Annotated in this window: 21 protein-coding genes; 6 read left to right on the top strand and 15 right to left on the bottom strand. The window is 54.0% G+C overall.

Annotated features, from left to right (window positions below):
- Positions 1–32 precede the first annotated feature (32 nt).
- Both aspS and hisS read right to left on the bottom strand, forming a co-directional pair.
- Positions 33–1,808: an aspartate--tRNA ligase gene (gene aspS, locus FG166_RS04520; RefSeq protein ID WP_003681736.1), complete on the bottom strand. Its 1,776-nt coding sequence runs from the start codon at positions 1,806–1,808 to the stop codon at positions 33–35.
- Positions 1,809–1,811: 3 nt separating this feature from the next.
- Positions 1,812–3,107, bottom strand: coding sequence for a histidine--tRNA ligase (hisS, locus tag FG166_RS04515; RefSeq protein WP_003681741.1), 1,296 nt, complete (start codon positions 3,105–3,107; stop codon positions 1,812–1,814).
- A gap of 376 nt (positions 3,108–3,483) precedes the next feature.
- Between hisS and FG166_RS04510 the strand changes: the two genes are divergently transcribed.
- The 3 genes from FG166_RS04510 to FG166_RS04500 all read left to right on the top strand — a co-directional run bounded on the left by FG166_RS04510 (position 3,484) and on the right by FG166_RS04500 (position 6,284).
- Complete coding sequence (locus FG166_RS04510) at positions 3,484–4,512, top strand: lipoate--protein ligase (RefSeq protein ID WP_023467115.1); 1,029 nt, start codon at positions 3,484–3,486, stop codon at positions 4,510–4,512.
- A 61-nt stretch (positions 4,513–4,573) separates the two neighbouring features.
- Positions 4,574–5,443 carry an N-acetylmuramoyl-L-alanine amidase family protein gene (locus FG166_RS04505; protein WP_003681744.1) on the top strand — a complete coding sequence of 290 codons (870 nt, stop codon included), beginning with the start codon at positions 4,574–4,576 and terminating at the stop codon, positions 5,441–5,443.
- A gap of 1 nt (position 5,444) precedes the next feature.
- Positions 5,445–6,284 carry a fructosamine kinase family protein gene (locus FG166_RS04500; RefSeq protein ID WP_003681746.1) on the top strand — a complete coding sequence of 280 codons (840 nt, stop codon included), beginning with the start codon at positions 5,445–5,447 and terminating at the stop codon, positions 6,282–6,284.
- Between the two features lie 77 nt (positions 6,285–6,361).
- Here the strand turns inward: FG166_RS04500 and mmuM are convergent, their stop codons facing one another.
- Complete coding sequence (gene mmuM / locus FG166_RS04495; protein ID WP_003681749.1) at positions 6,362–7,294, bottom strand: homocysteine S-methyltransferase; 933 nt, start codon at positions 7,292–7,294, stop codon at positions 6,362–6,364.
- 126 nt (positions 7,295–7,420) lie between these two features.
- Here mmuM and FG166_RS04490 point away from each other — a divergent pair, with 126 nt between their 5' ends.
- From FG166_RS04490 to FG166_RS04480, 3 genes are all read left to right on the top strand, one after another.
- On the top strand, positions 7,421–8,794 hold the full coding sequence (locus FG166_RS04490; protein WP_050755170.1) for an amino acid permease: 1,374 nt from the start codon (positions 7,421–7,423) through the stop codon (positions 8,792–8,794).
- A 332-nt stretch (positions 8,795–9,126) separates the two neighbouring features.
- Positions 9,127–9,951 carry a homoserine O-acetyltransferase/O-succinyltransferase family protein gene (locus FG166_RS04485; protein ID WP_003681753.1) on the top strand — a complete coding sequence of 275 codons (825 nt, stop codon included), beginning with the start codon at positions 9,127–9,129 and terminating at the stop codon, positions 9,949–9,951.
- Between the two features lie 12 nt (positions 9,952–9,963).
- Positions 9,964–11,124 carry a homoserine dehydrogenase gene (locus FG166_RS04480; RefSeq protein ID WP_240839914.1) on the top strand — a complete coding sequence of 387 codons (1,161 nt, stop codon included), beginning with the start codon at positions 9,964–9,966 and terminating at the stop codon, positions 11,122–11,124.
- A 178-nt stretch (positions 11,125–11,302) separates the two neighbouring features.
- On the opposite strand, the gene FG166_RS04475 is transcribed toward FG166_RS04480, so the two are convergent.
- The 12 genes from FG166_RS04475 to FG166_RS04420 form a co-directional block, all read right to left on the bottom strand.
- Positions 11,303–12,046, bottom strand: coding sequence for a glucose 1-dehydrogenase (locus FG166_RS04475; RefSeq protein ID WP_003681755.1), 744 nt, complete (start codon positions 12,044–12,046; stop codon positions 11,303–11,305).
- A gap of 430 nt (positions 12,047–12,476) precedes the next feature.
- Positions 12,477–13,331 carry a transporter substrate-binding domain-containing protein gene (locus tag FG166_RS04470; protein WP_003681756.1) on the bottom strand — a complete coding sequence of 285 codons (855 nt, stop codon included), beginning with the start codon at positions 13,329–13,331 and terminating at the stop codon, positions 12,477–12,479.
- Between the two features lie 15 nt (positions 13,332–13,346).
- Positions 13,347–14,087 (bottom strand): amino acid ABC transporter ATP-binding protein, encoded by a 741-nt coding sequence (locus FG166_RS04465; protein WP_003681759.1) that lies wholly within the window; start codon positions 14,085–14,087, stop codon positions 13,347–13,349.
- 10 nt (positions 14,088–14,097) lie between these two features.
- Positions 14,098–14,769: an amino acid ABC transporter permease gene (locus FG166_RS04460; RefSeq protein WP_003681760.1), complete on the bottom strand. Its 672-nt coding sequence runs from the start codon at positions 14,767–14,769 to the stop codon at positions 14,098–14,100.
- Positions 14,750–15,409 carry an amino acid ABC transporter permease gene (locus FG166_RS04455; protein WP_035430774.1) on the bottom strand — a complete coding sequence of 220 codons (660 nt, stop codon included), beginning with the start codon at positions 15,407–15,409 and terminating at the stop codon, positions 14,750–14,752. The genes FG166_RS04460 and FG166_RS04455 overlap by 20 nt, the downstream gene beginning before the upstream one ends.
- 319 nt (positions 15,410–15,728) lie before the next feature.
- The gene (locus FG166_RS04450; protein WP_003681765.1) at positions 15,729–16,565 is read right to left on the bottom strand and encodes a transporter substrate-binding domain-containing protein; all 837 of its coding nucleotides are present in this window, start codon (positions 16,563–16,565) and stop codon (positions 15,729–15,731) included.
- 20 nt (positions 16,566–16,585) lie between these two features.
- Positions 16,586–17,290, bottom strand: coding sequence for an amino acid ABC transporter permease (locus FG166_RS04445; RefSeq protein WP_003681768.1), 705 nt, complete (start codon positions 17,288–17,290; stop codon positions 16,586–16,588).
- A 10-nt stretch (positions 17,291–17,300) separates the two neighbouring features.
- On the bottom strand, positions 17,301–17,972 hold the full coding sequence (locus FG166_RS04440) for an amino acid ABC transporter permease (protein WP_003681771.1): 672 nt from the start codon (positions 17,970–17,972) through the stop codon (positions 17,301–17,303).
- A gap of 11 nt (positions 17,973–17,983) precedes the next feature.
- On the bottom strand, positions 17,984–18,727 hold the full coding sequence (locus FG166_RS04435; RefSeq protein ID WP_003681773.1) for an amino acid ABC transporter ATP-binding protein: 744 nt from the start codon (positions 18,725–18,727) through the stop codon (positions 17,984–17,986).
- A 14-nt stretch (positions 18,728–18,741) separates the two neighbouring features.
- Complete coding sequence (locus FG166_RS04430) at positions 18,742–19,755, bottom strand: uroporphyrinogen decarboxylase family protein (protein ID WP_003681775.1); 1,014 nt, start codon at positions 19,753–19,755, stop codon at positions 18,742–18,744.
- A gap of 321 nt (positions 19,756–20,076) precedes the next feature.
- Positions 20,077–21,204 (bottom strand): trans-sulfuration enzyme family protein, encoded by a 1,128-nt coding sequence (locus tag FG166_RS04425; protein ID WP_003681779.1) that lies wholly within the window; start codon positions 21,202–21,204, stop codon positions 20,077–20,079.
- Positions 21,179–22,375: a trans-sulfuration enzyme family protein gene (locus FG166_RS04420; protein ID WP_003681781.1), complete on the bottom strand. Its 1,197-nt coding sequence runs from the start codon at positions 22,373–22,375 to the stop codon at positions 21,179–21,181. The genes FG166_RS04425 and FG166_RS04420 overlap by 26 nt, the downstream gene beginning before the upstream one ends.
- Positions 22,376–22,508 lie beyond the last annotated feature (133 nt).

Genomic DNA, 22,508 nt, shown 5'->3' with positions numbered 1-22,508 from the left:
ACCCGCGGCTATTTCTACTATTACTAGTTTGGTTATTCGGCTTCCTTTGGCGCCTCTTCAACGTTTAGGTGCAAGACCTCCAGTTGTTCATCGTCAACCGTGCCCGGGGCAGCGGTCAGCGGTTCAACGGCCTTGGAGTTCTTTGGGAAGGCGATCACGTCGCGGATCGAGTCGGCGTGGGCCAACAGCATTACCCAACGGTCGAGCCCAAAGGCCATCCCACCTTCTGGCGGCATCCCGTTTTCTAAGGCCTTAATCAAGAAGCCAAAGCGGGCCTGGGCGGCTTCCTTGGTGTAACCGAGGGCCTTGAAGACCTTTTCTTGCACTTCTGGGTCGTGGATACGGATTGAGCCACCACCGATTTCGTTCCCGTTTAAGACGATGTCGTAGGATTGGGCGTGGGCCTGGTGCGGGTCCTCGCCCTCTTCTAAGTACTTGAGGTCGTCTTCGTTTAACATCGTGAACGGGTGGTGAGCGGCGATCCACTTACCAAAGCCTTCGTCGTATTCAAACATCGGCCAGTTGATTACCCAGAGGTAGTTGAACTTGTTTTCGTCAATCAAGTCCAGTTCCTTGGCGATGCTTTCACGCAGGTAACCCAAGGAGTCGCAGACCACGTGGAAGGAGCCGGCCACGAAGAGGACCAGGTCCCCTACCTTGGCGCTTAAACGTTCATTAAGGGCGTTGGCGTCGTCATTTAAGAACTTGGCTACCGGACCGTTGTAACCCTCTTCGGTCACCTTCACCCAGGCTAAGCCCTTAGCGCCGTAACGCTTGATGTAATCTTCTTTTTTGGTGATGTCCTTGCGGGAGTACTTGTCGGCGCCCCCCGGGACCACGATCGCCCGGACAAAGTTGCCGTCCGCCACCGTTGCCGAAAAGACCTTAAACGAGGAGTCCTTAACCAGGTCGGAGACGTCTTGAATCAGCATGTCAAAGCGGGTATCCGGCTTGTCGGAACCGTACTTATCCATCGCCTCTTGCCATTCCATGCGCGGGAACGGGGTCGGCACGTCCACGCCAACGGCTTCTTTCATCACCCGCTTGATCAACCCTTCGGCCATTGCTTGAATTTCTTCTGGTTCGGCAAAGGACATTTCGGTGTCGATCTGGGTGAATTCCGGTTGGCGGTCACCACGCAGGTCTTCGTCGCGGAAGCACTTAGCGATTTGGTAGTACTTGTCCACCCCGGCGGCCATCAGGAGTTGCTTGAAGAGTTGCGGCGACTGTGGCAGGGCGTAGAAGTGACCCGGGTAAACCCGGGACGGCACGATGTAATCGCGGGCCCCTTCCGGCGTCGAGCGGGTCAGTTCCGGCGTTTCCACGTCCAAAAAGTCGTTATTATCAAAGTAGTTGTGAACAATTGAGGTTACCTTGGAACGTAACTTCAAGTAGTTCATCATCTTTGGCCGGCGCAAGTCGACGTAGCGGTACTTCAAGCGCAGGTCTTCGGAGGCGTCGACGTCGTCTTGGACTTTAAACGGCGGGGTCTGGGACTTGGCCAGGATCTTAGCTTCCTTAACCTCAATTTCAATCTTCCCGGTCGCAATGTCCGGGTTGACTTCGGCCCGGGCGCGGACCAGCCCGCGGGCCTCTAAAATGTATTGGTTACGGGCCTGGTTAGCCACTTCAAAGGCCGCCTGGTCTTCTTCTTCGTTAAAGACCAGTTGGACAATCCCTTCCCGGTCCCACAGGTCGATAAAGATCAAGCCCCCGAGGTTACGGCGCTTAGCCACCCACCCCTTAACAACAACTTCTTGGCCGATTTGTTCTTCGCTCGTGCGGCCAGCGTAATTGGTTCGCTTCATGAGTTAACCTTCCTCCACGTGTTCTTGATAAACCTTACCAAAGTCGGCTAAGCAATCTGCCAGGGGAACGGAGACTTCCTTACCGGTTGCCATCACCTTAAAGTGGACCGTCCCCTCTTCGATTTCGCGTTGGCCGACCGTCAACGTTACCTTGGCGCCTTCCTTGGCCGCCGTCTTGAACTGGGCCTTTGGCTTACGGTTTAGGTAGTCGCGTTCGGCCACCAGCCCGGCATCCCGGGCGGCGGTTACCAGCCGGAAGCTCTCCAGGTTAGTCGCTTCGCCGATCCCGACCACGTAAACGTCTAAGCCGTCTTCCGTTGGCAGTTCGACCCCTTCGTCGCCCAACAGCAAGATCAGCCGTTCCAGACCAATCCCGAAGCCGACGCCGGGTTCGTCCGGGCCCCCGAGTTCTTCCACCAGTCCTGAGTATCGGCCCCCACCGCAGATGGTGGTGTAGCCGTGGCCCAGTGACTTGGCCTTAACCATTACTTCAAAGATGGTGTGGTTGTAGTAATCCAAGCCCCGGACCATCGTAGCGTCAACCACGTAGTCGATCCCCAGGCTGTCTAACATTTCCTTAACTTGGTCAAACCGTTCTGCGGCCGCCGGGGTCAAGTAATCAAGGATTGACGGGGCGTTTTCAACGAATTGCTGGTCGCGTTCGTCCTTAGAATCGAGCACCCGCAGCGGGTTCTTTTCCAGCCGTTCCTTGGAGTCTTCGCTTAATTCATCGTAGTGAGGCTTTAAGTAGTCGATCAACGCCTGGCGGTAGTTGGCCCGGCTTTCCTGGTCCCCCAAGGAGTTAACGGCTACCCGCAAATCAGAGAGGCCAAGCTTTTTAAAGAACCGCAGGGCCATCGTGATGACTTCCACGTCCACGGCCGGGTTGTCGGCCCCAAAGGCTTCCACCCCAATCTGGTGGAATTCACGTTGGCGCCCCGATTGCGGCCGTTCGTAACGAAACATTGGTCCGATGTAGTAGACCTTGTAAGGCTTATTAAATTCCGGGCCGTACAGCTTATTTTCGACAAAGGCCCGCACGACGCCGGCCGTTCCTTCCGGGCGCAGTGCGATGTGGCGATCCCCCTTATCCTTGAAGTCGTACATTTCCTTGGTCACCACGTCGGACGTGTCACCGGCCGAACGGGAGAAGATGTCGTAGGATTCAAAGAGCGGTGTTCGAATTTCTTGGTAGCCATAAGTTTTAAAAATTTGGCGGGCTTGGCCTTCAACGTATTGCCAGGTTTGACTATCCCCTGGCAAGATGTCGGCCGTCCCTTTTGGCCGTTGGTAGCGCATGTGTTTCCTCCTCAGGCTCTCAACAAAAAAAGCACCCCTGCAAAAGACAAGGGTGCAAAATGCACGGTACCACCTTGGTATCAACTCGTGGGTAACGCCGAATACTCAGCGGGGCAAACGCCCAGTCTCCAAAGGGTCACTCAACCAGCGCACCGGTGGGTCTTGCACCACCACCCACTCGCTATCCCGGGCCGGTTGATCATTCTTTTTCATTGACAGTCTTAATTAAATTTACTTCTCTTACCTTACTCGGCAACCGGGCCGCCGTCAAGCGTTGACCGCGCCTTTTTAAAGCCTTCACAAAATCCACCTTCTTTTAACCATTATTGGTGGTAAGATTTACGATAATACTTTTAAAATCGAGGGGATGGATTCGATGTTTTTAATTGACACCAGTCGCAACGGCCAGCCCGTTTATAACGCCTTGGTTAACCAGTCGTTGGACGCTTACTTGATCAACGACCTCCACTTAGAGGGGCACGGCCTCATTTGTTATATCAACGACCCGGCCGTCATCATTGGTCGCTACCAAAACGCCTACGCCGAGGTTAACCTCAATTATATGAAGGAACATCAAATTCAACTCGTGCGCCGGACCAGCGGCGGTGGCGCCGTCTACCACGACCGGGGCAACGTCATCTTTGAAAACATCGTCGTGGGCGACACTAGCGGCTTTCGTGATTTTCAACGGGTTGGCGCCCCGATTGTCGACGCCCTCCACGACCTGGGGATTAAGGATGCCGAGGTCCGGGGCCGAAACGACATGGCTATCAACGGTAAGAAGTTCTCCGGCATGGCGATGGTCAAAAAGGGCGATGCTTACGCAGCCGGGGGGACCCTGATGTTTGACCTCAACGGTGAAGTTGCCAGCACCGTTTTGACTCCCGACATTGGGAAGTTGGAAGCCAAGGGAATCAAATCGGTGGACGCCCGGATCACCAACATCAAGCCCTACCTGCCCGCACAATACCAATCTTGGACCAGCGAGGACTTCAAAAACTACCTGCTCTGCCACCTCTTTGGCGTTGAGCGCCTAGCAGACATCCCGACCTACCACTTAACCGACCAGGATTGGGCGGCCATCGACGCCCGGTTGGATAACTTGTACGGTACCGACGAGTGGAACTACGGCCATAACCCGGGCTTCTCCCACTACGTTTCCCACCACTTCCCGATCGGCACGGTCTCGTTTAACTTCAACGTCGAAAACCGCCACATCTCAGAAATCCGCCTCTTCGGTGACTTCTTCACCACCGGCGACCCCCACCTAATCGAGGCGGCCCTGGTCGGCGTCGAATACAGCGCCGAGGCGATTAAAGCCGCCCTGAGTAAGGTCGACATCGAACAGAACCTCAGTGCTGTTTCAGTCGACGAGCTCACCGCCCTGCTTATGCGGGTCCTTTAATTCATTAATCAAATTTGTCACTGCGGAGGTTATCATTATCAAAACGCTACGTCACTCACGGTTGGCGATCCTCACCGTACTCATTGTCATTGTTCTTACCATTGCCCTGGTCTTCAAGTTGACCAACTCGGGCACCCAATCCGGTTCGCTCTTTAGTTCCGGGGAGTTGTCGATCAACCCCAGCAAGGTTACCGTACGTAAGGGCCCGGGGCTTGATTACTCTAAGGTCAAAGTTACCAAGACCTTTCAGTCCCAGATTTTGCAAAAGCGCAACGGCTGGTTAAAGGTCCGCCTAGCTAACAACAAGACCGCTTGGGTGCCGTCCTGGCAGGCCGAAAACACGGTTGCAAAAACGGCGGCCACCAAGTTACCTAACGCCACGATCGTCATTGACGCCGGCCACGGGGGCAACGACTCCGGGGCCCTGTACGACGAAAGTGAAACCTCTTCTTACTACATGGAAAAAAACTACACCCTTAAGTTGGCGAAGTTAGTGGCCAAAGAGCTCCGGGCCCGGGGTGCGCGGGTCATCTTAACCCGGGATAACGACCGCTACGTCGACCTCAAGTCCCGCCCGGAGACGGCCGAGAGCATCCACGCCGACGCCTTTATCTCCTTTCACTTTGACTCCTCGCCGTACGCAAACGAAGGGACGGGGGTAACCACTTACTACTACCACAAGGGTAACAACAGCAAGAAGCTCGCCTCGGCCATCAACAGCCAGTTTAACAACTTACCGCTGCGCAACAACGGGGTCGACTTCAGTGACTTCTTAGTCCTTCGTGATAACACCCGCCCGGCGATCCTGTGTGAAATGGGCTACATCAACACCGATCAGGACTTCAAGCAGATTACCAGTTCCACTTACCGCACCAAGGTCGCTAAAGACATCGTCAACGGGTTAGATAAATACTTCAAGGAAGTGAACTAAAATGGATCAAACCTGGCTCAACCAACTGCCGCTCCCCGAACCACTAACTAGCTGGCAACCGGTCAGCGGTGGCGACATTAACTTGGCCTTCCGGCTCCAAACGGCTACCAAGAACTACTTCATGAAGGTGCAGCCCCAGCAGCCAGCCTCCTATTTTGCCCACGAAATTAACGGGCTAAAGCAACTGGGCCAAGCCGTCAACGCCCCCCACCCCCTTTTTAACGGCCAAATTAAGGGCGACGCCTTTTTAATCCTCAACTGGCTAGATGAAGGCCACGGGGCGCAAGCCGACCTCGGCCAGGCCGTCGCCAGACTCCACCAAGTGCACCACGACCAGTTTGGCTTCTTTGAAAACCACCACACCAAGGCCCTGGTCAAGGACAACTCCTTTAACCCCTCCTGGGCCGACTTCTACCTCCACCAGCGCTTGGAACCGGAAGTAGCAACGGCTGTCGCGGCGGGCCGGTGGAACGACTGGCGCAACGCCCACTTCAAACGGATGGCCGCCCAGTTTGTCACCGATTGTCAGCAACGGACGATCACCCCTTCACTGTTGCACGGCGACCTCTGGGCGGGCAACTTCATGTTCACCGCCGACGGAACGCCCACCCTGATCGACCCCGACGCTGTCTTTGGTGACCGCGAGTTTGACCTAGCGATGACGACCATCTTCGGTGGCTTCCGCCAGGCCTTTTACCAGGCATACCAAGCCGCCTACCCCCTAGATGCGGGCTGGCAAACCCGCCTGCCCTACTACCAATTCTACTACCTGTGCATGCACCTAATCTTATTTGGTGAGGGCTACGGGCCGGCGGTTGACCGGATCTTAGAGCAATACTAAAGAAGGGTAACTAAGCACCCAAGAGACAGCAAGAGGCTGGAACCACGTGGCTCCAGCCTCTTTTTTGGAATTATTAACTACCGGTTATTTCCCACTCCCCGCAGCTTTTCGGCGACCACGGCAATGTCTTGGGGCAGCGTGGTGCAACACCCCCCAATGATTGCGGCGCCGGCCGTTATCCAGTCGTCAATCGCGTTAACAAAGCGGGGCGTCCCCTCTTCAAAGCGCCACTGCTTGACGGTCGGGTCGTAGGTCGCCCCCGAGTTCGGGTAGACGATCACCGGCTTGTCGGTGACCTCCTTAATCGCCTTGATTGCCGGGGTGACCAGGTCTAAGCCAACGCAGTTAACCCCGACGGCAAAGACCTGGGGGTCCTTAGTGACGACCTGAACCGCTTCTTTTAAGCTCGTTCCGTCGCTCAGGTGCTCGGCGTCCCGTAGCGAGAAGCTGACGTAAACCGGCATCGTGGGCTCGAGCGTCTTTAAAAGGGCGAGGATGGCCACGACCTCGGTCAACTTAGGCTGGGTCTCGAGCGCCAGGCAATCGACCCCGGTCGCCAAAATGGCCGCCAGCCGCGGTAAGTGAAAGTTTTGTAACTGGATGGCGGTCAAATCGTAATCGCCCCGGTATTCGCTCCCGTCAGCCAGGTAAGCCCCGTACGGCCCGATCGAACCGGCGACGTAGTTATGCTTACCGGTTTCCTTCTCGTAATCGTCCCGGGCCTGGTTGGCGAGCTGAACGGCTCGTTTGATTAAATTGCGGGCCTCCTCCTCACTTAACCCGTGGCGCACCAGGGCGTCGACGTTGGTTTGATAGGTGTCCGTGATCGTCAAATCGGCACCGGCCTTGAAGTAATCCAGGTGGACCTGGTAGACCAAGTCCGGGTTATCGATTAAGGTTTGGGAGGTCCAGAGGTCACTATTGGTCTTGGCCCCGGCAACCTCCAGGGGCGTTGACATGGAGCCGTCCAAGACGAGCGGTCCCTGAGCTAATCTTTCTAAAAGTTTCATTTCCGCACCGGCTTTCTAGTGTTATACTAAACGAATTGTAATGGTTTTTTAATTAAAATACAAGGATTGGGATGATGCACTGTGAAAATTGAACCAAGCAGCAAGGTCGAACACTTAGAGCGTAAGATGGAGGCCCGCCACATCCAGATGATCTCGCTGGGCGGGGTGATCGGGACCGGGCTCTTCCTGAGCTCGGGTTACACGATTAACCAGGCCGGCCCGGTCGGCACGATCATCGCCTACGCGGTTGGCGCCGTGTTGGTCTACGCCGTCATGTTGTGCCTGGGCGAACTATCGGTGGCGATGCCTTACACCGGCTCCTTTCACGTTTACGCCCGTAAACTGATCGGCCCGGCCACCGGTTTTACGGTCGCCCTCTTGTACTGGCTAACCTGGATGATCGCCCTGGGGTCGGAGTTTACGGCCGCCGGGATCATCATGAAGGAATGGTTCCCCCACGTGCCGACTTGGTACTGGGGCCTGGCCCTGATCATTTTGATTCTCCTGTCCAACATCTTCACCGTCCGGATCTTTGCCGAAAGCGAGTTTTGGTTCGCCGCCGTCAAGGTCTTGGCGATCGTCGCCTTCATCGTTTTGGGGGCGCTAGCAATCGTTGGCCTGATCCCCGTCCAGGGCTACACCCACGCCCCGGGGCTGACGAACCTGACCAAGGACGGCCTCTTTCCGACCGGGATCGGCGGGGTCTTCACCACCATGCTGACGGTCAACTTCGCCTTTTCTGGCACCGAGTTGATCGGGATCACGGCCGGCGAAGCTAAGGACCCGGAAAAGACCCTCCCCAAGGCGATCCACACCACCCTGTGGCGGCTGGTCCTCTTCTTCATCGGCTCGATGGTCGTGATGGCGGCCCTGATTCCCTACAAACAGGCCGGCGTCACCCAGAGCCCCTTTGTCCACGTCTTCCAGATGATGGGGATCCCCTACGCCGCCGACATCATGAACTTCGTCGTCTTGACGGCGATCATTTCGGCGGCCAACTCCGGCCTGTACGCTTCAACGCGGATGCTGTGGTCGCTGGGCAACGAAGGGACCATTCCGCGCATCTTTACCGCCACCAACGCCCACGGCATCCCGGTCTTAGCCGTTATCTTCAGCATGCTTGGCGGGATCTTATCGCTTTTATCCAGCGTTTACGCGGCCGGCACGATTTATTTGGTCCTGGTTTCGATCTCCGGGCTGGCGGTGGTGATCGTTTGGATGGCAATTGCGATTTGCCAGCTTAACTACCGGCGCCGTTTCTTAGCGGCGGGCCACTCGGTCGACGAGCTGAAGTACCGGACCCCTTGGTACCCGGTCGTCCCCTGGTTCGCCTTTTTAGCCAGCCTGGCCTCTTGCCTACTAATTTGGTTCGACCCTTCCCAACGGGTCGCCCTTTACTGGACGGTGCCGTTTGTCGCCCTTTGTTACGGTGGTTACTACCTTGCCCGCTTCCTCAAACGGAGAGGGGCGCTGCCAGCATCACCCAAAAATCGTCACTAAATCTCTATTGACATTTGATTAAAATGGCGATTTAATTAGTTTTAAATTAAAAGTAATTAATAAATTTCGTTGATGAGAAGAGTAGCGACGGCGGTCACCTACAGAGAGCCCCGGCTGGTGAGAGGGGTGCTGATCAAGGTCGTGAAGATGATCTCGGAGGAAGAGCGGGGGTCCTCGGGCTACCCGCTCCGGTGGCACCTGATACCGTGCGGGGGATGTATGTCCTCGCTAAGGCTGCTTTGGCAGCGAAATTGGGTGGTACCACGAAGTCCTCGTCCCATGGTTGTAAAACCGGGACGGGGGCTTTTTTGATTTAGAAAGGGGTTTTTGAAATGACAGCGTTCGCCACTAACGGCCTGGCCAGGGCCCACCACACCTGGTCGACAACCACCCCCGCACCGGGGGCGCGCCAAATCCTGCTCGTTAACCTGATGCCGACCAAGGAGGCGACCGAGCTCCAGTTCCTACGCTTGTTAGACGCCACCGGGGTAAACTGCGACGTCACCTTCGCCTACCCGGCTAGCCACCAACTCCACCACCAGCGGGCGGCCGTCTTAAAGCACTACCTACCGCTGGATCGACTCTGGGGGACCCGCTTCGACGCCCTGATTGTCACCGGCGCCCCGGTGGAAGAACTCTCCTTTGACCAGGTCGACTACTGGGCCGAGTTCCAACGGCTGGTGGCCTGGAGTAAGACCCACTGCCGGCGGGCGATCTTTGAGTGCTGGGCGGCCCTGGCGGCGCTCAACGTCCGCTACCAGATCCCCAAGGCCCCGCTGCCCCACAAACTCTTTGGTATCTTCGAGGCCCGGGTTAACCCAGCGAGCCCCCTCTTTGGCGGCCTGACCAAGCTCCGGATGCCCCAGTCGCGCCACAGCGTCCTCCGACTGCCGGCGACCCTTCCCGCGGACCTGCAGGTGGTCGCTAAGAGTCAGGGAATTGCTGACGGCCTCTTGCTGGCCACCAAGGACACCCGGGAGCTCTTTATCACCGGTCACCCCGAGTACGCCACTGACACCTTGGACCAAGAATTTCACCGCGACCAGGCCCGGGGACGGACCATTAACCCACCGCAAAATTACTACCGCCACCACCAGGCCGTTAATTCCTGGCGTACCACCAGCTGCCGGCTCTACGCCAACTGGCTAACCATTTAAGGAGGAATGAACATGAATAACAAACGGATCACCCTGCTGGGCTTGGGCACAATTGGCCAGGTGGTCTTCGACGAACTGATTGCCTCAACCAACGGCGCTTGGCAATTAGCCTGGGTAGTGGTTAAACACCCCGAACGCCATCAAACCGTCTTACTCCCCACTGGCGCCCAATTGACGACCGACTGGCGCCGGGCGGTGGAAGACCCGACCGTCGACGTGGTAATTGAGCTAATCGGCGGTATTGGGGTCGCCAAAGAGGCCGTCACGTCCGCCCTCCTCCACGGCAAGCAGGTAATCACCGCCAATAAGGACCTGGTTGCCACGGCCGGCACCGAACTCGACCGGCTAGCGGAGCTGTACGGCGGCGCCTTGACTTACGAGGCGGCGGTGGCGGGTGGCATCCCAATCATCCGCACGATCAACGAGGGGCTGGCCCCCGACCGGATCCGCCGGGTCAGCGGGATCCTCAACGGAACCAGTAACTACATTCTCACCGCCATTGACCAGGAGGGGCTCTCCTTTGACGCCGCCCTAAAGGAGGCCCAAGCAAAGGGCTTTGCCGAAGCCAACCCAACCAAGGACGTGACCGGGATCGACGCCGCCTATAAGCTAATCATCTTAACCAAGCTGATCTTCCACCGGACCCTGTCGCTCGCCCAACTGGCCCCGACCGGGATCGACCACCTTTCACCCCGCCTGTTTGCGGCGGCTAAGGAATGGGGGCTAAAGATCAAGCTATTAGCCTCAACTTGGGAAAGCCGGGGCCAACTTAACTACCAGGTGGCCCCAGTGGCACTTAACCCTTCCCACCCCCTCTACCAAGTGGACGGGGTCACCAACGCGGTCGTGATTGACAGTGACCTGGTTGGTACCTCGACCTACCTCGGCCCCGGGGCGGGCGGTAAGGCGACTGCCAACAGCGTCTTAGCCGACCTGGCTAGCCTGAGTCGCGGCGAGCAGCTGACCGGCTCCAGCGCCTGTTTGCGCATTGAAAACGGGCGACCGCTCACCAAGCAACGCTACCTGGTCGTTAACCCGACTGGACTGCCAACCGGCCTGCAGTTCAGCGATCGCCACGCCACTAGCGCCCTTACCCCCGCGTTAACCCCGACAGACTTGCAACGGCTCCGGGCCACGAACCCGGGGCTAGAGACCTTGGCACTGGGAGAATGAACGCAAAAAAGGAACCTGCGCAACGCGTGCGCAAGTTCCTTTTTAATTGCCTGTGGTTTGCCGGGCGCCCAACCACGGGCCTAGTGGCTAAGTCTGGCCACAGAACACCGCTGACGCGCTAATCTGTGTCCTATTCTTAGTCATACGGCCTGCTTTACGGTTGGGTCGCACTTCCTTTTTATTGGGCCGTGTAGCCCCCATCGACAACAAACTCGGAGCCGGTGCTAAAGGAGGCCCCATCGGAAGCAACAAAGACAGCCATCTTAGCCACTTCTTCCGGCTTTCCCAGCCGGCCCATTGGGTGCTTGTCGATGTAGAATTGCTTGGTCGCATCATCGAGGTGATCGATCAGCGGCGTGGCAATTACCCCAGGGTGAATCGAGTTTACGCGGATGGCGTAACCCTTTTCGGCACACTCAAGCGCTACCGACTTGGTGAGGAGACGGACGCCCCCCTTAGCAGCGTTGTAGGCCGGAACGGTTGGGTCACCGATCATCCCTTCGATCGAACTAATGTTGACGATCGCGCCACCATGTTCCTTCATCGCTTTAACCCCGTACTTGCAACCTAACATCGTCCCTGTTAAATCGATGGCGATTTCGCGGTTCCAGTGATCGAGCGTCATTTCCTCGATCCCCAGCGGAGTCCCAATTCCGGCGTTGTTGACAATCGCATCAAGCTGCCCAAATTTTTCAACAACGGCTTTGGTGGCGTTTTGCCAATCTTCTTCCTTGGAAACGTCTTGGGTGATGAACAAAGACCGTTCACCGAGGCGTTCTTGAACCGCTTTTCCTTCGTCTTCGTGACGACCGGTGAAGGCCACCCCCTTGGCGCCTTCCTTCAAAAACAGCTCGGCGATGGCTAAGCCAATCCCCTTCGTTCCCCCGGTAACCAAGGCAACCTTATTGTCAAACTGTCCCATAGCAGCATCTCCTTTCGATCCTCTGCGGATTTCATTAATTACATTATGCCATGGTAACGGTTTCTTTGTAATGATATTTATCGATTAATTAATAAAAAGTAACTGGCACCCTACTAAACGGACCGCATGGTTATGCTAGGGAACCGGCTGGCGCCCCTTCTTACCCGTACTCAGGGCCACGTTAGCTGTGTAACCACAAAAAAAGATGCGGCAAACCTTCCGTTTCCCACACCCTTATTTCACTTCCTATCAAAGGAGAGCGTACTTCTTATCGAGCAAATTGAGTCGCACTTCCAATAACGTGCTTCTCAACCGCAGACCTAGTGGCTAAGTCCAGCCACAGAACACCGCTGGCGCGCTAACCTGTATCTAGGTCTTAGCCCGCGGCCTGCCCACTGGTTGAGTCGCACTTCCAATAACGTGCTCCCCGTTATTTATCGTTAGTGATGATAATGTCGGAAGCCTTGACTTCACTACCGAAGTACGGCTTGAGTTCCTTGTTAAAGTCGGTCTTAAAGAAGCCGTCCTTGTTGAGCTTGGTGATTTCCTTGTTGGTCCAGTTCAACAGTGACTTGTTGCCCTTCTTGACGGCCGGGGAAATGTCTTGGGAAGGCCCGAGGGTCTTGATGCCGACCGTGTACTTCGGGTTCTTCTTAACCCAAGCGTAAAGGTAGGAGTTATCATCAGCCAAGGCGTTAGCCCGCTTGTTCTTTAAGGCGTTAAACTGTTGGGTCTTGGTGTCAAACTTCAAGATCGACTTGATGCCGAGCTTGGATTGGTTGGAAACGAAGTAGTTTTCGGCCGTCGTCCCCTTGTTGATGATGATGCTCTTGTTCTTCAATTGGCTGACCTTAGTGATCGGGTCGGACTTCAGGGAAACGACCCCGATTGAAACCTTCATGTATGGCTTAGCAAAGTCAACCACTTGCTTACGTTCGTCGGTCACGGTGAAGTTTGCCAAGACCAGGTCGGCCTTATTAGAATTCAGGGTGTCGACCCGGTTGTTAGCGTTCACCTGGACGAACTTAACCTTGACCCCGAGGTCCTTGGCAATCTGCCGGGCTAACCGGACGTCGTAACCAACCCGCTTACCGTCCTTGTTGACCCAGCCGTATGGTTGTAAGTCGCCAAAAACGGCGATCCGGATGTAACCGCGCTTTTTAATCGCCGAAACGGAACTTTGGTTGCTGTCGGCCTTGGCTGAAGACAGGCCGGCAAAGGAAACGAGCGAAAAGATACTCAGGACGGTTAACAACCCTACTATTAATTTTTGAATCTTCTTCATTTGCTTTCTCCCTTATTAAAAATCCATGCTTTCCAAGAAATCCCGCGCCCGTTTGGTCTGGGAGTTGGTAAAGAATTGCTGACCCGGGGTATCTTCCAAAATGCGCCCGTCCTCTAGGAACAGAACCCGGTCGGCAATTTGGGCGGCAAAGTTCATTTCGTGGGTGACGATCAGCATCGTCATCGACCCGTCGTTGGCCAGTTCCTTGATGATGTCTAAGATCCCGCGGACCATTTCCGGGTCCAGGGACGCCGTGACTTCGTCAAAGAGCATCACCTCGGGCTGCAAGGCCAAGGCACGAACGATGGCCACCCGTTGTTTTTGGCCCCCCGACAGCTGGCGCGGGTAGGAGTTGGCATGCTCCTTTAACCCGACCCGGTCAAGTAAGGCCAGGGCCTCTTGCTCCACCGTCGCCCGGTCGCGCTTTTGGACCTTGGTCGGCCCCAACAAAATGTTTTCTAAGACCGTCATGTTCGGGAAGAGGTCGTAGCTTTGAAAGACCATCCCGATCTTTTGGCGCAGCCGTTGCCAATTCTTCTCGCTGGGCTCCACCTTGGCGCCGTTAAAGACGATCTCGCCGTCACGATACTCTTCTAACCCGTTTAAACAGCGGATCAGGGTGCTCTTCCCCGACCCCGACGGCCCGAGTAGAGCTAACACCTCGCCCTTTTTGAGGTCGAAGTTGATGTCGTGCAGGGCCTGCCAGTCACCGTAAAACTTATTTAAGTGACTTACCTTTAAAATTTCTTCCGTCATACGCTCCTCCTTACTGCCGGGCGGTTAGCTTTCTTGCCCACAGCGACAACAGGTAGTCGATGATGAAGTACAAGAAAAAGATTAACCCGTAGACCCAAAACACCCCGGTTGGGTAGGTTGAATTGTTGGCTTCGATGATCTGTTGACCGACGTTGATGACGTCCATGATGCTGATGATCATCAACAGGGAGGTCGTTTTGACCACCCGGGTCGCCAAGTTGATGGCGGCCGGTACTTCCAGCTTCATTGCCTGGGGCAAGAGGATGTAACGGAAGAGCTGGAAGCGGGTTAAGCCAATTGCCAACCCCGATTCGCGTTGGTGTCGCGGCACCGATTGAATCGCCCCGCGGACGATGTCGCTAAATTCGGCGGCCACCCACAGCGAAAAGGCGAGCACCGCCATCCAATCCGCCGGCATGTTAATGTGCAACTGGCGCGGCAGGATGTAGTAAACCAAGAATAAGAGCACCACCGTTGGGATGATCCGAAAGATTTCCAGGTACAAGCGCAGGATGAAGCGGAGCACCCTGCTCTTGGTCGTCCGCAAGACCCCAAAGACCGTCCCGACAATCAAGCCAAAGAAGAGCGACACCACGGCGATCCAAACGCTGACCCATAAGCCGCCCATCAGCCGGGAGAAGTTGGATCCCTCTAACAAGACGTTAATCCCCGAATGTGCCATAGCGCACCCTCCTTTCCAGCCAGTTCAACACTAAGATCAGCGGAATCAAGATAATGGCGTAACCAATCACCAAGACCAACAGATACTCATTGGACCGGTAGTACAGCCCAATCAAATCGAGGGCCGTGTTCGTCAATTCCGGAATCGCGATCACCGAAAAAATCGAGGTTTCCTTGATCAAAAAGATCATGTTGGCCGCCAGCGCCGGCATGCTCAGGGCAAACCCCTGGGGGAAGACGACGTAGCGGGCCAGTTGCCACTGGTTCATCCCGATCGCCTTGCCCGTTTCCAACTGCCCCTTGCTAACCCCGGCAAAACCACCAGTGAACCCCTCGGCCATGTACGAACCCCCAAGAAAAATCAAGCCGACAATCCCGCAGGTCACGGCGTTCATCTTCAAACCAATCACCGGGAAGGCGTAGTACAAGAAGAAGAGCTGGATTAACAGCGGGGTGTTACGCGAAATTTCCACGTAAACCGTGCAGACTTGGCGTAAGACGGGCACCCGAAAGAACTGAACCAGGCTGACAATCACACCGACAATCAGCGAGCCGACGATCCCCACCGCCGAGAGCCACAGGGTTGCAATCAAGCCCTGTTCAAACATTGGTAAGCTTTGCTGAATTACTTCCCAGGACACAAACAAACCCTCTTTCCATTCAATTTCATCAAAAAAGCCCCTGACCACAGTGTGATCAGGGGCTTCCCATTTCTCTTACTTAAAATAAGTACGAGGATTTAACGGAAGTAGCTTCACCACGCTGCAAGTGTATGCCAAAGAACATGTTGCACATCATCGTACAACATGGCATTGCGCACATCATTTGCAGTTTAGTAGCTGGCATGGTGAACATTCTTCCCTTCTTTGATGATATTGTAAGGATAAGCCCTCTAATAATTAATGTCAATATCTAAGTTTATTCTAATTTATGATGTCGTCCTCTCGTTCTTAGTCAATCCTACTTATTAAATTCGGCGTTGTAGTTCTTCTTCGCTCCAGGAAGCTTGAAGGTATCTTCATAGAGGTACTTCTTAGTTAACTTTTGCAGGTAACCATCTTCGTACAACTTCTTGATTTCCTTGTTCAAAACTTCCGTCAACTTCTTATTCTTTGCTGACTTGTGTAGCAACAGGTACGGACTTTCCTGCCCAATTGACTTAGAAACCGTCAATTTCTTCCCTTCCGCAGTGTTGGCAATCTGCTTGTAAGAAGGATAAGGGTAGATGGCAACGTCGTATTGACCATCGGCGACTTCCTTTAAAGCGTCAGCTGATGACTGATCACCAATCGCCTTTAGGTTAATCTTGTTCTTTGGATGACTCTTATTGTAGTTTTCAATCACACTGTACCGAGCGTCATCAGTCGAAACAGGCACTAACTTGAGGTTTTTCTTCGCCACTTCAGCAAGTGAGTTAGCGCTCTTACCACCCTTACGGTAAACCAAACGCAAATCATCTAACCCAATCGCCCGGGTGTGGTAGTAATTAGCAAACCGTTCCTTGTTGTACCAAGAATTATTTAAAGCCACATCATACTTCCCGGATTGCAAACCTGCAAAGACTGCATTTTGTGAAGTAAAGGTCGTCTTAAACTTGTATTGCGGTAAGTCCTGGTCGATCTTTTTGATTAGAGCTCCTAGGTAGCCACCAGGCCCCTTATCAGTGTTCGTAACGTAAACAGAGTTTCCGTTCGGGGCAGCAACAGTCACGGTTGTAGCAGCGTGACTAGTCGTGGCAAGTCCCAGTGAGGCTAGCCCTGTGACGGCGAAGGTTAAAATAATGTTTTTGAGTTTCATTAGCTAAAATTCCTTTCTAGTTAGTGGTGAGCTCGTGATGACGAGCGCCGAATGATTAATTCAATTACTTGGAACAGCTTGGCAAAGAACCAGCAAATGATAATGTAAATGATTAACGCATCTACGTAAGTTTCTAAGTACTTAAACCCGATAGCGGAAATAATATTGGCTTCCCCCATAATTTCAACAATCCCAATGTTGTATACCAATGCGGTATCCTTAATCAGGTCCAAGAAGATATTAGTGAAATTGGGAATCAAATTAGCGATTAACTGCGGAACGACGATTTGAATTATCGCTCGTAGCGGCGTCATCCCCACCGCCACCGCCGCTTCATACTGACCGTAGTCAACAGCATGGTAGGCGGAACGAATGCTTTCCGATAGATTGGCCATTACGTTTAATGAAAAGGCGGTAAAGGCGATTACCAGAGCTGGTAGGCCATTCGGGTTAGTATTCCACCCCCACCCCTTCATTACTACTAATAATTGTGGCAACCCATAGTAAACAACGTATAGTTGAACGATGATCGGCGTTCCCCGAACAAAGGAAACAATCACCGCCACGATTGGGGCTAGCACTTTAACCTGACGTTCTCGAACCACCGCTACCAAAATCGCTAACAGTAAGCCGACAACAGCAGCGACAATGGCAATTAACAGCGTTACCGGAGCAACAGAGGCAATTTGGCTGAAGGAATCAACCGCGAATTTTGTATCAAACATTTAATCCCTCCTACCCTAAGACCTTCTGATAGCGGTGGGCAATCGTTCGAAAGCCCCATTCGATTAACAAGACAAAGGCCCAGTATATCAACGCTAAGATGATAAATATTTGTAACTGGTAAATCCCATTCGTCTGATTAGAGAGGTTGGACGCTTCGTTATACATATCGTAAAGTCCCAATACATAGACCAAGGAAGTCCCCTTTACCAAGCCAATAAACAAGTTCTCGATGTTCGGTAAGGCTATCAACGCAGCCTGGGGAACAATGATCCGAAAGAAGGCCCGCCGTGGAGTAATTCCAACTGCTAGCGCCGCCTCTAATTGCCCCTGATCTACGGCTAGGTAAGCACTCCGGAAAGCTTCGGCTAAATAAGCACTCCATCCGACCATCAGTCCGATAATTCCGAAGGTCATTTTGGACCAACCATCAATGTTGATCCCCACTCCCTTCAGTAACGCAGGTAACCCATAGTAGCTGAGTAACAACATTAACAAGGGAGGCGTCCCGCGAACAATTCCTAAGTAAACACGTGCAAGACCACTGAGTAAGCCGTTTTTCCGTAAGTACAGCCACCCCAGCGCCACCCCTAATAGGGAAGCCAGAATAAACGAAACTAGTAACAGGGTTAGCGTCACCGGGAAGCCCCGGAGGATGACGCTCATGATTTTTGTAATGGTCATGTCCAGGCCCCCTAATAGTTTTCCGCTAACGAGGCTAAGAACTGTCGGGTCCGTTCGTGTTGAGGGTGGTCAAAGATCTGTTCCGGAGTCCCGGATTCTAAGATCTTCCCATCAGCGAAGAAGACCACCCGGCTAGCAACGTTACGCGCAAAAGACATTTGGTGGGTAACCACCACCATCGTTTGCCCTTCATCGGCTAGGCGACGCATATCGTTTAAGACCGCTCCCACTAGTTCCGGGTCCAAAGCAGACGTTGGTTCATCGAAGAGGATAATTTTGGGCTTTAAAACCGTGGCTCGGGCGATTCCAATCCGTTGCTGTTGACCGCCAGATAACTGCGACGGATAGTAGTCAGCTCGCTCACCGAGTCCCAATTTGGTAAGAGCCACTTGTGCTTTTTTTACCGCTTCTCCTCTTTCAATCCCCTGACCATAAATTAGCCCTTCAGCAATGTTTTGAACGGCGGTCTTGTTTTTAAACAGGTTATAATTTTGAAAGACCATCGCCGTGTGGCGGCGTACCCATTGTTGCTGTTCCTTAGTGGGCTTTGCCAGATCAATCGTTTGGTCCAAAAACTGCATTGTCCCTTGGTCAGCGTGCTCAAGGAAGTTCAAATTACGTAAGAGCGTGGTTTTCCCCGAACCGGAGGGACCAATCACGACCACGACTTCCCCTTTTTCAACGTGAAAATCAATTCCCTTCAGGATTGCTCGTTGATTAAATTGCTTTTGTAAATTTTTTATTGTCAGTAACATTCAAATTCCCCAATCTAGTAATCACGTGCAGCTTCGATCACCCATTGTAAGTGATCATATGGGGTATCCCTGGGAACCGTGCAATCGGCTCCTAGGATGACACCCTTCTTCCCCGCCTCATCAATTAAGTTCCGAACGTTTTGTTGGATCTCCTCTTTTGTTCCGGTGTATAAAAGGCCCTTTATCGAATTATCAAACCCACCTAGGACAGGGCGATCACCAAACAGTTTCTTTCCTTCTCCTAGGGGCACCCCGTCGGTTAAAGTCGCCCAGTTGATTACTTGAAGTGGGTAATTAGTAAACCATTCAAGGTGGTTGTATGCTCCGGCAAAGCCGCAGACGTGCAGGATGTTTAAGTCAAAGTTACGGTTGATTTCTTCTTGGACAATGAGGTCAATGGGCTCCATCACCTTTTTAAAGAATTCTAAGTTATCTTCCCGCGGATCTTGGATTGATTGAGTACTGTAGTAGATCCCATCAACCTCCGTCCCCTTCTTCAAGGCCCGAACGACCTTTCCTTGGTCTACGGCAATCACTTGCAGGACTTGTTCAACTCGCTCTGGATTTTTTTCGTAAAGGTCGGCAAATTTAACATCAGAAGTAAGAATGGACTCCTTAGTGTGATCGATTTGCGCCCACTTAAGTAAAATGAGGGGCGAAAAAACGGTGATAAAGGTTGGTAGGTCGCCAACAATTTGGTTTTGCTCCTTAGCTAAGGCCACTTGGTCTTGGATCCAAGGATCGTCCTCTTCAAGCGGGACCAAGTTAGCTAAGTCATCCAAATCCCGTGGATTTTCAACCCCCCGGAACGGGTACGGGAAGTAGCCATCTAACATGGTTTTAGAAAAATCAAAGTCCAAGTCCTTGACATACTGCTTGTGCCCCTCAATGTTGGCATCGCGAATTGTGGGGTCTTGGTACACATCACCAAATTCGTTCTCCGCAAAGTGACGCCAAAATGAAACCGGCACGTGTTCAACTTCTTGGTTGTGAAAAGCTTTTAGAACTTCTTCTCTTGGTAAACTCATGATTCTCTTCTCCCTTTCTTTTCTTGCAAACAAAAAGGGCTACCGACCATCCATGGTCAGTAGCCCTTGTACAGGTTAAGGGGTGTTATTAGACACCCTTAGCAAAAAGAGTGTACTCAAACAGCCCCAACTGAAACCACATCAGTTCGGATGTCATTTTGAGTACACATACACATGACTTGTCGTAAACGTAACATGATTTCAGCTCCCTTCGTTTGCTAATCTTTTGTAAGAATGATCTCATCATACGAGCCATTCCGATCCCTGTCAATAGCATAATTAAATTTATCTGAATTTTTGATTAAAATCGGTGCACCCTTTCTAACCTTCCCCCAAGGCCTGCTGGAGGTCGACGATCAAGTCCGCCGGGTCCTCTAAGCCGACCGATAAACGGAGTAAGGTTGGGGTGATACCCAGCCGTTCCCGTTGCTTTTCCTCGACGTCGGCGTGGGTCTGGTAGTACGGCAGGGTGATCAAACTTTCGACCCCGCCCAGACTTTCGGCAAAGGTGATCACCGAAACGTGGTTGAGGAGCCGTTCGACGGTCGCCTCATCCCTCAGGTAAAAGGAGACCATCCCGCCCTTGCCCGGGTAAAGGACCTTAGTAACGGCGGAGCTTTGCTTTAAATAAGCCACCACCGCTTGGGCCCCGGCCGTGTGTTGGCGCATCCGGACCCCGAGCGTCTTCAGGCTGCGTAACAAGAGCCAGGAGTCAAAGGCCGCCAGGGTGTCGCCGGTTGTGATGTAGTAGTCAAAGTATTCATCGGCCAAGTCCTTGTCCTTACAGACCAGCACCCCGCCCAGGAGGTCGTTGTGCCCCGACAGGTACTTGGTCGCCGAGTGAACGACGATGTCGGCGCCCAGGGTGAGTGGGCGCTGATAGACCGGGGTCAAAAAGGTGTTATCCACGGCGACCAAAATATCGGGGCGGGTGGCGTGAACCCGGCTGGCAATCGCCGCGATGTCGAGCTCCTTCATCGTCGGGTTAGACGGCGTTTCTAGCCAAATCAGGCGGGTATTCGGCTCAATCATGGCAAGCAAATCGTCAATTCGCTCCCCGTTCCACTGGGCGAAGTTGATCCCGGCGTGGGTCGCCAAGTAACGAAAGTAGCGGAAATCGCCGCCGTACAGGTCGTCTAAAGAAATCAACTGGTCGCCGGTCTTTAAGATGCTCAGCGCCAACTGGATCGCCGCCATCCCCGAGCTCAGGGCAAAGCCAAACTGGCCCCCTTCTAACTTGGCGAGGGTCTCTTCTAGCAGGCGCCGGTTGGGGGTCGCCAGCCGCGAGTAGGAGTAGCCAGTCGTCGGGTCAAAGGCCTTGGCCTCCGCTAGGCTTTCGTGGCGGTAATTAGACGAAAAGTAGAGGGGGAATGAAACGGCACCGCCCCGATCCTCATGGCTCCCCGCTTGGGCGGCAATGGTATCAATTGATTGCGGTTGTTTGGTCATCTTCAACACTTCCTTTGGTAGTCACTAGTTCGGCTTGGTCCAGCGCCTGGGCGAGGTCTTCAATCAGGTCGGTCACGTCTTCGATCCCGATCGCCAACCGGATCAGCCCCGGTTTAATCCCGGCCGCCAACTGTTCTTCGGACGTTAATTCGGCGTGGCTCATCTTGCTGGGCAACTCGACCAGGCTCTCGACGGCCCCGAGGCTAACGGCGCGGGTGAAGAGGCGCAGGCCGTTGACGAAGGCGACCGGGTCGACCGCCCCGCTTAGCTCAAAGGAGAGCACCGCCCCGGCCCCCTTGGCCTCCTGGCGCAATTCTTCGTAACCCTCGTGGCCCGGCAACCCCGGGTAGTACACCCGCTGGACTTCCGGCCGGGTTTCCAGGAACTTCACGACTTCCACCAGGTTTTCAATTTGGCGGTCCAAGCGGATCCCGAGTGTCTTGATCCCGCGGGCCAGTTCGTTGGCCCCCTCCGGCGACAAAATCCCGCCGAGGGCGTTTTGGACGAAGTAAACCCGGTCGGCTAAGCGCGGATCGTTGACGATCACGGCCCCGGCCGAGAGTTCCGAGTGCCCGGCTAAGTACTTAGTCGCCGAATGGATGACCAGATCGGCGCCCAGCTCTAGTGGCTTTAAGAGGTAGGGGCTCAAAAAGGTGTTATCGACGATCGTCAGGAGCCCGTGTTGCTTGGCAATCACGGCCACCTGGCGTACCGAGGTCACCTGCAACAAGGGGTTGGTAACCGGTTCAAAGTAAATTGCCTTGGTGTTGTCCTGGATGGCGGCCTCAATGGCTTGCGGGTCGCGGGTGTCGACCGCCGTGATTTCAAGCCCCCAGCGGGCGAAAAATTGGTAAAGCAAGCGGAAGGTGCCGCCGTAAATTTGGTCACCCACGATCAGGTGGTCGCCGGCCTTAAAGATCGCCAAGGCGGCGTGGATAGCGGCCATCCCGGAGGTAAAGGTGAAGGCCCGCTGGCCCCCTTCCAAGGTCGCCAGTTGATTTTCGACCGCCTGGCGGGTCGGGTTCCCCGAGCGCGAGTAATCGTAGGTCACCGGCGCCCCAATTTTGGGGTATTCAAAGGTTGTTGCCTTGTAAATCGGCGTGGTCACGGCGCCGGTACAGTTGTCATTAACGTCTGGCCCGTGCACCAGCTGGGTATCAAGTTTAGTCATGGTTAATTCCTCCTTTTGCGGGTACAAAAAAAAGTCCCTGGATCCTCAAAATCCAGGGACGATTACTCGTGGTGCCACCCTTGTTTACCGCTAGATTACCCTAACGGCCTCTACAGCACCCAATGGATGCCAG

It is taken from the genome of Limosilactobacillus fermentum (assembly GCF_013394085.1).
Lineage (GTDB): Bacteria > Bacillota > Bacilli > Lactobacillales > Lactobacillaceae > Limosilactobacillus > Limosilactobacillus fermentum.
The sequence above is the reverse complement of the archived record's forward strand: the minus strand, read 5'-3'. Positions and strand labels throughout refer to the sequence as shown.

Bases quoted from the DNA above. Each gene is read 5' to 3' on its own strand.
- aspS (WP_003681736.1), bottom strand. From the start codon at position 1,808: ATGAAGCGAACCAATTACGCTGGCCGCACGAGCGAAGAACAAATCGGC.
- hisS (WP_003681741.1), bottom strand. From the start codon at position 3,107: ATGCGCTACCAACGGCCAAAAGGGACGGCCGACATCTTGCCAGGGGAT.
- FG166_RS04510 (WP_023467115.1), top strand. From the start codon at position 3,484: ATGTTTTTAATTGACACCAGTCGCAACGGCCAGCCCGTTTATAACGCC.
- FG166_RS04500 (WP_003681746.1), top strand. From the start codon at position 5,445: ATGGATCAAACCTGGCTCAACCAACTGCCGCTCCCCGAACCACTAACT.
- mmuM (WP_003681749.1), bottom strand. From the start codon at position 7,294: ATGAAACTTTTAGAAAGATTAGCTCAGGGACCGCTCGTCTTGGACGGC.
- FG166_RS04490 (WP_050755170.1), top strand. From the start codon at position 7,421: ATGGAGGCCCGCCACATCCAGATGATCTCGCTGGGCGGGGTGATCGGG.
- FG166_RS04485 (WP_003681753.1), top strand. From the start codon at position 9,127: ATGACAGCGTTCGCCACTAACGGCCTGGCCAGGGCCCACCACACCTGG.
- FG166_RS04480 (WP_240839914.1), top strand. From the start codon at position 9,964: ATGAATAACAAACGGATCACCCTGCTGGGCTTGGGCACAATTGGCCAG.
- FG166_RS04475 (WP_003681755.1), bottom strand. From the start codon at position 12,046: ATGGGACAGTTTGACAATAAGGTTGCCTTGGTTACCGGGGGAACGAAG.
- FG166_RS04470 (WP_003681756.1), bottom strand. From the start codon at position 13,331: ATGAAGAAGATTCAAAAATTAATAGTAGGGTTGTTAACCGTCCTGAGT.
- FG166_RS04465 (WP_003681759.1), bottom strand. From the start codon at position 14,087: ATGACGGAAGAAATTTTAAAGGTAAGTCACTTAAATAAGTTTTACGGT.
- FG166_RS04460 (WP_003681760.1), bottom strand. From the start codon at position 14,769: ATGGCACATTCGGGGATTAACGTCTTGTTAGAGGGATCCAACTTCTCC.
- FG166_RS04450 (WP_003681765.1), bottom strand. From the start codon at position 16,565: ATGAAACTCAAAAACATTATTTTAACCTTCGCCGTCACAGGGCTAGCC.
- FG166_RS04445 (WP_003681768.1), bottom strand. From the start codon at position 17,290: ATGTTTGATACAAAATTCGCGGTTGATTCCTTCAGCCAAATTGCCTCT.
- FG166_RS04440 (WP_003681771.1), bottom strand. From the start codon at position 17,972: ATGACCATTACAAAAATCATGAGCGTCATCCTCCGGGGCTTCCCGGTG.
- FG166_RS04435 (WP_003681773.1), bottom strand. From the start codon at position 18,727: ATGTTACTGACAATAAAAAATTTACAAAAGCAATTTAATCAACGAGCA.
- FG166_RS04430 (WP_003681775.1), bottom strand. From the start codon at position 19,755: ATGAGTTTACCAAGAGAAGAAGTTCTAAAAGCTTTTCACAACCAAGAA.
- FG166_RS04425 (WP_003681779.1), bottom strand. From the start codon at position 21,204: ATGACCAAACAACCGCAATCAATTGATACCATTGCCGCCCAAGCGGGG.
- FG166_RS04420 (WP_003681781.1), bottom strand. From the start codon at position 22,375: ATGACTAAACTTGATACCCAGCTGGTGCACGGGCCAGACGTTAATGAC.